This is a genomic window from Geodermatophilus sp. SYSU D00079 (assembly GCF_054050635.1).
This window is the reverse complement of sequence record NZ_JBJGZS010000001.1, coordinates 53,721-65,910: the sequence shown is the minus strand read 5'-3', so window position 1 is coordinate 65,910 and position 12,190 is coordinate 53,721. Positions and strand designations below refer to the sequence as shown.

General features: G+C 74.5%; 11 protein-coding genes. 7 read left to right on the top strand and 4 right to left on the bottom strand.

Going from position 1 to position 12,190, the window contains the following annotated elements:
• Positions 1-4 precede the first annotated feature (4 nt).
• Positions 5-1,468: a sigma 54-interacting transcriptional regulator gene (locus ACI79E_RS00345; RefSeq protein ID WP_456930554.1), complete on the bottom strand. Its 1,464-nt coding sequence runs from the start codon at positions 1,466-1,468 to the stop codon at positions 5-7.
• A gap of 83 nt (positions 1,469-1,551) precedes the next feature.
• Here ACI79E_RS00345 and ilvA point away from each other — a divergent pair, with 83 nt between their 5' ends.
• From ilvA to ACI79E_RS00325, 4 genes are all read left to right on the top strand, one after another.
• A complete protein-coding gene (gene ilvA, locus ACI79E_RS00340; RefSeq protein WP_456930553.1) occupies positions 1,552-2,775 on the top strand; it encodes a threonine ammonia-lyase in 1,224 nt (407 codons plus the stop codon).
• Between the two features lie 160 nt (positions 2,776-2,935).
• Positions 2,936-3,952 carry an ATP-binding cassette domain-containing protein gene (locus ACI79E_RS00335; RefSeq protein ID WP_456930552.1) on the top strand — a complete coding sequence of 339 codons (1,017 nt, stop codon included), beginning with the start codon at positions 2,936-2,938 and terminating at the stop codon, positions 3,950-3,952.
• Complete coding sequence (locus ACI79E_RS00330; protein ID WP_456930551.1) at positions 3,949-4,758, top strand: ABC transporter permease; 810 nt, start codon at positions 3,949-3,951, stop codon at positions 4,756-4,758. The genes ACI79E_RS00335 and ACI79E_RS00330 overlap by 4 nt, the downstream gene beginning before the upstream one ends.
• 153 nt (positions 4,759-4,911) lie before the next feature.
• A complete protein-coding gene (locus ACI79E_RS00325) occupies positions 4,912-6,984 on the top strand; it encodes a M3 family metallopeptidase (protein ID WP_456930550.1) in 2,073 nt (690 codons plus the stop codon).
• Positions 6,985-7,050: 66 nt separating this feature from the next.
• Here the strand turns inward: ACI79E_RS00325 and ACI79E_RS00320 are convergent, their stop codons facing one another.
• A complete protein-coding gene (locus tag ACI79E_RS00320; RefSeq protein ID WP_456930549.1) occupies positions 7,051-7,380 on the bottom strand; it encodes an RNHCP domain-containing protein in 330 nt (109 codons plus the stop codon).
• 14 nt (positions 7,381-7,394) lie between these two features.
• Complete coding sequence (greA, locus tag ACI79E_RS00315; protein WP_456930548.1) at positions 7,395-7,898, bottom strand: transcription elongation factor GreA; 504 nt, start codon at positions 7,896-7,898, stop codon at positions 7,395-7,397.
• Between the two features lie 215 nt (positions 7,899-8,113).
• Here greA and mca point away from each other — a divergent pair, with 215 nt between their 5' ends.
• A complete protein-coding gene (mca, locus tag ACI79E_RS00310) occupies positions 8,114-9,001 on the top strand; it encodes a mycothiol conjugate amidase Mca (RefSeq protein WP_456930547.1) in 888 nt (295 codons plus the stop codon).
• Positions 8,998-9,339: a hypothetical protein gene (locus tag ACI79E_RS00305; RefSeq protein ID WP_456930546.1), complete on the top strand. Its 342-nt coding sequence runs from the start codon at positions 8,998-9,000 to the stop codon at positions 9,337-9,339. Before mca ends, ACI79E_RS00305 begins: the two co-directional genes overlap by 4 nt.
• A gap of 57 nt (positions 9,340-9,396) precedes the next feature.
• On the opposite strand, the gene ACI79E_RS00300 is transcribed toward ACI79E_RS00305, so the two are convergent.
• Positions 9,397-9,963 (bottom strand): AMIN-like domain-containing (lipo)protein, encoded by a 567-nt coding sequence (locus ACI79E_RS00300; protein ID WP_456930545.1) that lies wholly within the window; start codon positions 9,961-9,963, stop codon positions 9,397-9,399.
• A 194-nt stretch (positions 9,964-10,157) separates the two neighbouring features.
• On the opposite strand from ACI79E_RS00300, the gene ACI79E_RS00295 reads away from it, so the two are divergent.
• Complete coding sequence (locus ACI79E_RS00295) at positions 10,158-12,155, top strand: thioredoxin domain-containing protein (protein WP_456930544.1); 1,998 nt, start codon at positions 10,158-10,160, stop codon at positions 12,153-12,155.
• Positions 12,156-12,190: the final 35 nt, after the last annotated feature.

Sequence of the window (12,190 nt, the reverse complement as noted above, 5' to 3'; positions counted from 1 at the left end):
CACCTCAGGCCCCGTACACCGTGCGGGTGCCGTCGGTGTCCTTGGCCAGCCGACGGGTGAGGTACAGCCCCTCCAGGGCGAACTCCACCGCGGCGGCGGCCTGCTCGGCCGACTGCTCGCCCTCGGGCACCCCCAGCCGGCCCAGCAGCTCGGCCAGCCTCGGGATGGTGCCGAGCTGGCCCAGCAGCGCCGCGGCCGGCACCAGCTCCCCGGACTCGACGGTCTCCCCGCCGGTGAAGTGCTCCTGCAGGCCGGTCAGGTCCAGGCCGGCGCAGCGGGCGCGGAAGGTCTGCGCGGTCGCCTGGCGCAGCAGGTGCTCGAGGATCTCCAGCTCCCGCTCGTCGTCCGGGTCGGCGCCGGAGTCGGCGAACTCGACCTTGCCTCGGCTGGCCGGGACGACGCTGGGCAGGTCCACCACCCGCGCCACCGGCCGGGTCTCCCCGGCGACCGCGGCCCGGCGGACGGCGGAGGCCGCCACCGTCTCCAGGCCCGCGATCGCGAACCGGGCACTGACGCCGGAGCGCTGGTCGACGTGGCTGGACTCGCGGACCAGCCGGGTGAACCGGGCGACGATCTCGGCCAGGTGCTCGGGGATGACCGGGGTGTCGAGGTGCCCGTCGCCGGCCGTGCCCAGCCAGCTGGTGTGCGCCTCCTGGCGCAGCAGCCGGATCTCGTCGGCGAGCTCGATCGGGTAGTGGGTGCGGACCTCGGCGCCGAAGCGGTCCTTGAGCGGGGTGATGATCCGCCCGCGGTTGGTGTAGTCCTCGGGGTTGGCGCTGGCCACCAGCAGCAGGTCCAGCGGCAGCCGCACCCGGTAGCCGCGGATCTGGATGTCGCGCTCCTCCAGCACGTTGAGCAGCGCGACCTGGATGCGCTCGGCGAGGTCGGGCAGCTCGTTGACGCTGAAGATGCCGCGGTTGGTGCGCGGCACCAGGCCGTAGTGCACCGTCTCCGGGTCACCCAGGGTGCGGCCCTCGGCGACCTTGATCGGGTCGACGTCGCCGATGAGGTCACCGACGCTGGTGTCGGGCGTGGCCAGCTTCTCCCCGAAGCGCTCGCTGCGGTGCAGCCAGCCGACCGGGGTGGCGTCGCCGTGCTCGGCGATCTGCCGGTGCGCCCAGACGCTGATCGGGTGCAGCGGGTGCTCGTTGAGCTCGCTGCCGGCCAGCACCGGCGTCCACTCGTCGAGCAGACTGACCAGGGTGCGGATCAGCCGGGTCTTGCCCTGGCCGCGCTCGCCGAGCAGCACGAGGTCGTGCCCGGCGATGAGGGCGCGCTCGACCTCGGGGACGACGGTGTCCTCGAAGCCCACCATGCCCGGCAGGCTGGGCTCGCCGGCGCCGAGCCGGGCGAGCAGGTTGGCGCGGATCTCGGCCTTGACCGGCCGGAAGGCGGCACCGCTGTCGCGGAGCTCGCCGAGGGTCGTCGGAGCGGGGGGAGCGGAGGCGAAGGCGCCAGGGTCCGTCACCCCAGCCACGGTACGACGACGGTGCGACGCTGGGCACCCGTTCGAGGGCCCCCACCTGCGCACCCGCCTGGGAGGATCCCGGCATGGTCGCGCACGAGGTGCCCCTGCTCGCCGGGGCGGAGATCGCCGCCGCGGCGGCGCTGCTCGACGGGGTCGTGCGGCACACGCCGCTGGAGCACTCCCGTGCCCTGGCCGGCCGGGTGGGTGGGCCGGTGTGGCTCAAGTGCGAGAACCTGCAGCGCACCGGCTCGTTCAAGATCCGCGGCGCGTACACGCGGCTGGCCCGGCTGTCGCCCGAGGAGCGCGCCCGCGGGGTCGTCGCCGCCAGTGCGGGCAACCACGCCCAGGGGGTGGCGCTGGCCGCGCAGCTGCTCGGGATCCGGGCGACGGTGTTCATGCCGGAGTCCGCCCCGCTGCCCAAGGTGGCCGCGACCCGCGGGTACGGCGCCGACGCGCGCCTGGCCGGGCACGACCTCACCGAGGCCATGGCCGCGGCGATCGAGCACTCCGAGCGCAGCGGTGCGGTCTTCATCCACCCGTTCGACCACCCCGACGTCATCGCCGGGCAGGGCACGGTCGGGCTCGAGGTGCTCGACCAGTGCCCCGACGTCGCCACGGTCGTGGTGTGCACCGGCGGCGGTGGCCTGGTCTCCGGGGTGGCGGCGGCGGTCAAGGACCGCCGTCCCGACGTCCGGGTGGTCGCCGTCCAGGCCGCCGAGGCCGCGGCGTTCCCCGGTTCGCTGGCCGCCGGCCGCCCGGTCGCGCTCGACGGGATGGCCACGATGGCCGACGGCATCGCCGTCGGGGCTCCGGGCGAGCTGACCCTCGCCCACGTCCGCGACCTGGTCGACGAGGTGCGCACGGTCACCGAGGAGGACCTCTCCCGCGCGCTGCTGTTCTGCCTGGAGCGGGCCAAGCTCGTCGTCGAGCCCGCGGGCGCCGCCGCGGTGGCCGCCGTGCTGGCCGACCCCGCGGCGTTCCGGCCGCCGGTGGTGGCCGTCGTCTCCGGCGGCAACATCGACCCGGTCCTGCTGCTCAAGGTGGTTCAGCACGGCATGGCCGCGGCCGGCCGCTACCTGCGGCTGCGGCTGCGGGTGCCCGACCGGCCGGGGTCGCTGGCGGCCGTGCTCACCGAGCTGGCCGACGTCGGGGCCAACGTGCTGGAGGTCGAGCACGAGCGGACGGCGACCCGGCTGGACCTCGGTGAGGTGGAGGTGTTCGTCGTCCTGGAGACCCGGGGCCCCGAGCACGCCGAGGAGGTCCTCGCCCGCCTGGACCGGGCCGGCTACGCGGTCACCACCGGCTGACGACGAGTTCTGCCGCTCCGGGCAGTCCACCCCTCGTGTCCCGCACCCGGCGGGACGCGGACGAGGTGGGGAGAGTCGTGGACCAGCGCGTCGCGCACGGGGCCCGGGCGGGCCGAAAAGCAGTCGGAGAGTGTCGGCACCCGGCCCTAGCGTGCCCCTCATGACCGACGCGATAGTCGTCGAGGGGCTGGTGAAGCGCTTCGGCGCGACCACGGCCCTCGACGGGGTGGACCTGACCGTGGCCGAGGGTTCCGTCCTCGGGCTCCTCGGTCCGAACGGCGCGGGCAAGACGACGGTGGTGCGCATCCTCACCACGCTGTTGCGCGCGGACGCCGGGCGGGCGGAGGTGGTCGGCCTCGACGTGGTGCACGACGCCGACGCGGTGCGCGCCTGCATCGGGCTGACCGGCCAGTACGCCGCCGTCGACGAGTACCTGACCGGGTTCGAGAACCTGGAGATGGTGGGCCGGCTGTACCGGCTGGGCCGCCGCGAGGCCCGCTCGCGGGCCGGTGAGCTGCTGGAGAGGTTCGACCTGACCGGTGCGGCCGACCGCCCGGCCAAGACCTACTCCGGTGGCATGCGCCGGCGGCTGGACATCGCCGCCTCGCTGATCGCCCGACCGCGGGTGCTGTTCCTCGACGAGCCGACCACGGGCCTGGACCCGCGCAGCCGGCTGTCGATGTGGGAGTTCATCGCCGACCTCGCCGGCGGCGGGACGACGATCCTGCTGACCACCCAGTACCTGGAGGAGGCCGACCGGCTGGCCGACCGGATGGTGGTCATCGACCGCGGCCGGGTGATCGCCCGCGGCACCGCCGACCAGCTGAAGGCGCAGGTCGGCGGCCAGCGACTGGAGCTGACCGTCGGTGACGCCGGGGAGCTCAAGGAGGCGGCCGGCCGGCTGCGCCCGCTGGCGGTCGACGAACCGCAGCTGGACGAGTCGACCCGCCGGCTGTCCCTGCCGGTCAGCGGCGGTACCGACGACCTCGCGGAGGCGCTGCGGCTGCTCGAGGGCACCGCGGTCGAGGTGCTCGACATCGGGCTGCGCCGCCCCGACCTCGACGACGTGTTCCTCACCCTCACCGGCCACGCGGCCGAGGAGACGACGAACGCCGCGGCCGACGCCCGCGGTCCCGGTGACCGGACGCCGGCGCGGACCGGAGGAGGTGCCCGATGAGCAGCACGCTCGCGCAGACGCTGGCCGACAGCGCCACCATCACCCGGCGCAACCTGATCAAGGTCAAGCGCGTCCCGGACCTGCTCGTGTTCGCGACGCTGTCGCCGATCATGTTCGTGCTGCTGTTCCGCTACGTGTTCGGTGGCGCCATCCAGGTGCCCGGCGGGGTCAGCTACGCGGAGTTCCTGCTGCCGGGGATCTTCGCCCAGACGGTGGTGTTCGGCAGCACCATCACGGGGGCGAGCCTCGCGGAGGACCTGCAGAAGGGGCTGATCGACCGGTTCCGGTCACTGCCCATGTCGCGCTCCTCGGTGCTGGTCGGGCGCACGGTCGCCGACCTCGGGCTCAACGTCATCTCGATCGCGGTGATGGCGCTGACCGGGCTGGTGGTGGGGTGGCGCATCCACACGTCGGTGCCCGAGGCGATCGGGGGCTTCCTCCTCCTGCTGGTGTTCGCCTTCGGCATCTCCTGGCTGATGGCGCTGGTCGGTCTGCTCGTCCGCACGCCGGAGGTGGTCAACAACGCGAGCTTCATCGTGATCTTCCCGTTGACCTTCGTCGCGAACACCTTCGTGCCGCTGGAGACCTTCCCCTCGGTGCTGCGCACCTTCGCGGAGTGGAACCCGGTGTCGGCGGTGGTGCAGGCGGCGCGCGACCTGTTCGGCAACACCGTGCCGGGGGCCCCGGCGCCCGATGCCTGGTCGCTGCAGAACCCGGTGCTCTACACGGTCATCTGGACGGTCGTGATCCTCGCGGTGTTCGTGCCGCTGTCGGTCCGGGCGTACATGCGCACCGCCAGCCGCTGACCTCCGGCGGCTCGCGTCAGGGGATGGGCGCGAGCCGCCGGCAGGCGAGGGTCAGGACGATCTGCCGGCCGGGGCAGGGGGCCCGGCTCACCCGCAGGACGGCACCTGGCCGCGGTGCGGTCCGGTGGCACCGCAGTGACACAGTGGGCGGCGATGAGCGCCACCGAGACCACCGCCGCCGTCCCGTCCGCCGACAACCCGCTGCTGGAGCCGTCCGAGCTGCCGTTGCAGCTGCCGCCGTTCGCGGCGATCACCCTCGAGCACTGCCGCGAGGCGCTGCTGGCCGGGATGGCCGAGCAGCGGGCCGAGGTCGCCGCGATCGTCGGGTCGGCCGAGGCGCCGACGTTCGACGACACCGTGGTGGCGCTGGAGCGCTCCGGCCGGCTCTACCGCCGGGCCGGGGCGGTGTTCCACAACCTCGCCTCGTCGGTGTCCTCGGACCGGCTGCGCGAGATCGAGCGCGAGCTCGCACCGCTGGAGTCCGCGCACTCCGACGCGCTACGCCTGGACCCGGCGCTGTTCGCCCGCATCGACGCGGTCCACGCCGGCCGGCACGAGGCGGGGCTCGACGCCGAGGCGGTGCGGCTCGTCGAGCGCTACCACCTGGACTTCGTCCTCTCCGGCGCCCGGCTGGACGACGCGGGGCGGGCCCGGCTGTCGGAGCTCAACCAGGAGCTCTCGGCCCTGTCGACCACGTTCGGGCAGAACCTGCAGCTTGCCACCGAGGCCGCCGCGGTGGTCGTGCGCGACGTCGCAGAACTCGACGGTCTCGGCGACGAGGAGGTCGCGGCGGCGGCCCGGGCGGCCGCCGACCGCGGCACCGAGGGGTTCCTGATCCCGCTGCTGCTGCCCACCGGGCAGCCGGTGCTGGCCAAGCTGCGCAACCGGTCGCTGCGGCAGCGGGTCTTCGAGGCCTCGGTGGGCCGGGCGTCGTCCGGGGAGCACGACAACGGCCCGGTCGCGGCGCGGATCGCCCGGCTGCGGGCCGAGCGGGCGCGCTTGCTGGGCTTCGCCACCCATGCCGACCTGGTGCTCGCCGACCAGACCGCCGCCAGCACCGAGGCGGTCGACGCGATGCTCGGCTCGATGGTGGGCCCGGCGCTGGCCAACGCGCAGGCCGAGGCGGCCGCGCTCGCGGAGGTCGCCGCCCGCGACGGGGTGACCGACCTCGCGCCGTGGGACTGGGCCTTCTACAGCGAGCGGGTGCGGGCCGAGCGCTACGCGGTCGACACGGCGGCGTTGCGGCCCTGGTTCGAGCTGGACCGCGTGCTGGTCGACGGGGTCTTCCGCGCCGCCGAGCTGCTCTACGGCTACCGGTTCACCCCGCGCCCGGACCTCGCCGGCTACCACCCCGACGTCCGGGTCTGGGAGGTCACCGACGCCGACGGGCAGACCATCGGCCTCTACCTGGGCGACTTCTTCGCCCGCGAGGGCAAGCGCGGCGGGGCGTGGATGAGCTCGTTCGTCACCCAGTCGCGGCTGCTCGGCACGCGACCGGTTGTCGTGAACAACCTCAACGTGACCCGGGCCGCCGACGGTCGTCCGACCCTGCTCACCCTCGACGAGGTGAACACGCTGTTCCACGAGTTCGGGCACACCCTGCACGGGCTGAGCTCGGCGGTCACCTACCCGCGGTTCGCCGGCACCGCCGTCCCGCGGGACTTCGTGGAGTTCCCGAGCCAGGTCAACGAGATGTGGGCGCTGTGGCCCGAGGTGCTCGGGGGCTACGCCCGGCACGTCGAGACCGACGAGCCGCTGCCGGCCAGCGTCGTCGAGGCCATCGAGGCGGCCCGGCTGTGGGGCGAGGGGTTCGCGACCCTGGAGTACCTGGCCGCGACCCTGCTCGACCAGGCCTGGCACCGGATCACCCCGGAGACCGGGATCGGCGACCCGGCGGAGTTCGAGCGGGCCGCGCTGGCGTCCGCCGGCGTCGCCTACGACCTGGTGCCGCCGCGGTACCGGACGACGTACTTCCAGCACGTGTTCGCCGGGGGCTACGCGGCCGGCTACTACTCCTACATCTGGTCGGAGGTGCTCGACGCGGACACCGTCGAGTGGTTCCGCGAGAACGGGGGCCTGCGCCGGGAGAACGGCGAGGTCTTCCGGGAGCGGCTGCTGTCGGTGGGCGGGTCGGTGGACCCGCTGGAGGCCTTCCGCGCCGTCCGCGGCCGGGACGCCGACCCGACGCCGCTGCTCCGCCGCCGCGGGCTGCTGCAGGGCACCTGACGACGACGCGAGCGGAGTGCCAGGGGCGCGTTCCCCGCGCCGTGGCACTCCGCTCGGGTCAGGCGGTCACAACCAGGGCAGCCCGAGAACGACGTCGAGGTCGTCGGGGCCCTCGCCCTCGCGGACCAGCCGGTTGGGCTGGCGGTGGCCGCACGCCGTGCAGCGGTGGACCACCTGCCAACCCTTGCCCGACTTCTCCACCAGGCCGATGGGCTCCATGGGCGCCCGGCACCCGCTCGCCCGGTCGCCGGGCAGGTCGTCGACGTGCAGCGACCACAGGCACACGGGGCAGTGGTTGCGGTAGTGCCCGTCGGTGTTGGCCGGCACCGGGGAGCCGCAGTGGACGCAGGCGAACGCGGTGTTCTCCGCCCGCCGGGAGCGGACGGGACGGGGCACGGGGGAGCCCCCGGTCAGGGGACGAAGGGCTCGACCGCGACGACCTCGACGGTGATGTCCCGGCCGTTGGGCGCCTGGTAGGTGACCGTCGCCCCCGGCGCCGCGCCGAGGATGGCCGACCCGAGGGCCGACTCGGGCGAGTAGACCTGCAGCCCCGTGGTGCCGGCGATCTCCCGGGAGCCGAGGAGGAACTTCTCGGTCTCCTCGTCGCCCTGGAAGCGGATCGTGATGACGGTGCCGGTCGCGGCGTGGGTGGCCGTCGTCGGCGCGGCGCCGACCTTCGCGGTGCGCAGCAGGTCGGTCAGCTGGCGGATGCGGGCCTCCTGCTTGCCCTGCTCGTCCTTGGCGGCGTGGTACCCGCCGTTCTCGCGGAGGTCGCCCTCCTCACGGCGGGCGTTGATCTCGGCGGCCATCGCCGGACGGCCCGCCACCAGCTGGTCGAGCTCGGCCTTCAGCCGGTCGTGGGCCTCCTGGGTCAGCCAGACGCCCTGGTGCTGCTCGTCAGTCGGGGTGGACACGGCGCTGCTCCTGAAATGTCGGTGGCCGCCCCCCGTCTGGGGAACGGCCGCGTTCAGAACGGTCAACGTAACACCGTCCCAGGGCGGGGTGTTCCACTCTCCGCGTGCGCGCGGGGTCCGAACGACCCGGTCCCGGCGGGTGACGCGTGCCACGTCCACCCGATCGGTTGGTCCGGGAGCGGCGGGGCCCCCTCCGGACGGGGGATGATGTCCCGGTGACCGAAGCAGACCCGTTGCGCCTGCTCGCCGTGCACGCCCACCCCGACGACGAGTCGAGCAAGGGCGCCGCGACGATGGCGAAGTACGTCGCGGAGGGCGTCCGCGTGATGGTGGCGACCTGCACCGGAGGCGAGCGCGGCTCCGTGCTCAACCCGGCGCTGGACCGGCCGGAGGTCTGGGAGCGGCTGCCGCAGATCCGGGTCGAGGAGATGGACCGGGCGCGGGAGATCCTCGGCATCGAGCAGGAGTTCCTCGGCTTCGTCGACTCCGGCCTGCCCGAGGGCGACCCGCTGCCGCCGCTGCCGGAGGGCTGCTTCGCGCTCGTGCCCACCGAGGAGGCGGCGGCGCCGCTGGTGGAGCTCATCCGCCGGTTCAAGCCGCACGTCATCACGACCTACGACGAGCGGGGCGGATACCCCCACCCGGACCACATCAAGACCCACGAGGTCTCCGTGCACGCCTTCGACGCCGCCGGGGACCCCGACCGCTACCCCGAGCTCGGGGAGCCCTGGCAGCCGCTGAAGCTCTACTACCACATGAGCTTCACGCTGCCCCGCACGCGGGCGTTGCACGAGGCCATCATCGCCTCGGGCCACGAGTCCCCCTACGCGGAGTGGCTGGAGAACTGGGACCCGGACCGCGACATGTCCCACCGCGTCACCACCAAGGTGGACTGCGCCGAGTACTTCGCCGTCCGGGACGCCGCGCTCATCGCGCACGCGACCCAGATCGACCCCAACGGCCGGTGGTTCGCCTGCCCGCTGGAGGTCCAGCAGAAGGTGTGGCCCACCGAGGACTACGAGCTGGCCCGGTCGGTCGTCGACTCGCCGGTGCCCGAGGACGACCTGTTCGCCGGCGTCCGCAGCGAGGTGACCGTCCGATGAGCCCCGCACTCGCCTCCGTGGTGCTCGCCGCCAACGACGAGCAGCTGCCCTCCGACGTCGGCAAGGCCGGCCCGATCGGCCTGCTGCTCATCGTGCTGCTGCTCATCGCCACCGCGCTGCTGGTGAAGTCGATGAGTGGGCACCTCAAGCGGCTGCCCCGCAGCTTCGACCCGGCCGACGAGGGCCCGCGGGTCGTCGTCCCGGACACCCCGGCCGAGCTGCTCGAGGAGCGCAAGGAGCCGGGCCAGGAGCTGCTGGACACCCTGCGCCGGGCGCCGCTGGCCATCGAGCCGCCGCGCCGGGACGACGACGGCCGGCCGGGGGCCCCGAGGGGCTGACCGGCCGGCCGCTGCCGGGTACCGGACCGTCCCCGGCGGGCCGGGGACGGCGGGCGGTCACTGCTCCCAGCGGTGCGCCACGTCGATGACGAGCCGGTCGACGTGCGCGGAACCCCCCTCGACCAGGAACACGCGGAACGGCAGCTTCGCCCGGGTGCCGATGCCGAGGCCGGTCCGGCCCTCGAAGGAGTCCAGCCACCGCACCTGGCGCAGGGTCGAGTAGCCACGGACGTCGACCAGCTCGCGCGGGTTGGCCGGCGAGTACGTCGGGTCGCCGTTCTCGTCGTAGGCCGCCGCGCCGAGCGTCACCTGCAACGCCGCGCCGCCCCGGAGCGGGACGGTGACGCCGCTGCCCTCCTGCCGGACCGCCGGCACGTAGCGCACCGACCAGGCGTCGAAGCCGGACACCTCGGCGACGTCGACGACGACCCGGTCGAAGCAGGCGTGCCGCCCCGCCCGGACGCCGGACACGAGGTCGTCGCCGGGCTCGGTGGGGTGCAGCGACTTCGGCTGCGACCCCCAGGTGATGCCGCAGTAGGGGCTGGCGCTGGCGGCGGCGGGGGCGATCACACCCAGCGCGGCGAGAGCCGCGACGAGGGCGACGAGGATGCGGGTCCGGGTCATGGGAACCTCCTGCGAGTTCGGTGTGGACGTCGTGAGAATCCGCCGAAGCGCGTAGGTGTCACCAGGGTCCGCTGCGTGGAGAGACGACGAAAGATGCCCGTTTCCGTCATCACGATCTGACCAGAGAGCGGCGCGCCTGCTCGACAAGCTGTGGCACATGTGCGCTGCGTGACCTGGCGGGGTACCCCTCGCCCGTGCCCAACCGACTCGCGACCGCCACCAGTCCCTACCTGCTCCAGCACGCGGACAACCCCGTCGACTGGCGGGAGTGGGGGGACGCGGCGTTCGCCGAGGCGCGGGAGCGCGACGTCCCGGTGCTGGTCTCGGTCGGCTACGCCGCGTGCCACTGGTGCCACGTCATGGCGCACGAGTCCTTCGAGGACGACGCGACGGCGGCGCAGATGAACGCCGACTTCGTCTGCGTGAAGGTCGACCGCGAGGAGCGGCCGGACGTCGACGGCGTCTACATGACCGCCACCCAGGCCCTGACCGGCTCCGGCGGCTGGCCGATGACGGTGTTCACCACGCCCGACGGGCGGCCCTTCTACTGCGGCACCTACTTCCCGCCCCGGCCGGCGCACGGCATGCCCGCGTTCCGGCAGGTGCTGTCGGCGGTCTCCGACGCCTGGCGCACCCGGCGGCAGGAGCTGGAGTCGGCGGGCACGCGGATCGTCGAGGCCATCTCCTCCCGCCTCGAGCTCGGCGCCCCCACCCCCGTGACGGCCGGGGACCTCGACGCCGCCGTCACCGCGCTGGCCGACGGCTACGACGAGCGCTGGGGTGGCTTCGGCGGGGCGCCGAAGTTCCCGCCGTCCATGCTGCTGGAGTTCCTGCTCCGCGCCTCCGCCCGCGCCGGGGACCCCGCGGCGTTGCGCATGGCCCGCGGCACGCTCGAGGCCATGGCCCGTGGCGGCATCCACGACCAGCTCGCCGGCGGCTTCGCCCGCTACTCCGTCGACGAGCGGTGGGTCGTGCCGCACTTCGAGAAGATGCTCTACGACAACGCCCTGCTGCTGCGGGTGTACGTGCACCTGTGGCGGGCGACCGGGGAGCCGTGGGCCCGTCGGGTCGCGGACCGGACGGCCGCCTTCCTGGTCCGGGACCTCGGCACCGCAGAGGGCGGCTTCGCCTCCGCCCTCGACGCCGACACCGAGGGCGTCGAGGGGCTCACCTACGTGTGGACCCCCGCGCAGCTCGTCGAGGTCCTCGGTGAGGACGACGGCCGGTGGGCCGCGGAGGTGTTCGAGGTGACGGCGCGCGGCACCTTCGAGCACGGGACGTCGACCCTGCAGCTGCTCCGGGACCCCGAGGACACCGCCCGGCTGGCCTCCGTGAGCGACCGGCTGGGTGCGGCGCGCGCCCGCCGTCCGCAGCCGGCCCGCGACGACAAGGTCGTGACCGCGTGGAACGGACTGGCGATCGCGGCGCTGGCCGACCACGGTGCGCTCACCGGCGACCAGCGGTCGGTCGCGGCCGCCCGCCGGGCCGCCGGACTCGTGGCCGACGTGCACTGGGTCGACGGGCGGCTGCGGCGGGCCTCGCGGGACGGCGTCGCGGGCGCCCCCGCCGGCGTGCTCGAGGACTACGGGGACCTCGCCGAGGGCCTGCTGGCGCTGCACCAGGCCACGGCGGAGGGGCGCTGGCTGGAGCTCGCCGGAGACCTGCTCGACGTCGTCGCCGAGCAGTTCATCGACGCCGACGGCTGGCACGACACCGCCGCCGACGCCGAGGCGCTCGTGCACCGGCCGTTCGACCCCACCGACGGGCCCACCCCCGCGGGGATGGCAGCCGCGGCGGGCGCCGCGGTGACCTACGCCGCGCTGGCCGGGTCCCCCCGGCACCGGGAGCTGGGTGCGGCGGCGGTCGGCTCCCTTGCGCCCCTGCTCACCCGGGCGCCGCGCGCCGTCGGGTGGGCCGCGGCCGTGGGGGAGGCGCTGCTCGCCGGCCCGGTGGAGGTGGCGGTGAGCGGTCCGGCGGGGCCGGAGCGGGACGCGCTGGAGGCGGCAGCGCGGGCGGCGACCAGCCCCGGCGCGGTCGTGGTCGCCGGCGAGCCGGACGCGCCCGGGGTGCCGCTCCTGGCCGGCCGTCCGCTCGTCGACGGGCGGCCCGCTGCCTACGTGTGCCGGGGCTTCGTGTGCACCGCACCGGTGACCGACGTGTCCGCCCTGAGCGCAGCGCTCAGCCCTTCCTGAGCGCACCGCGGCGTCTTACGCTGCAAGCGTGTAAT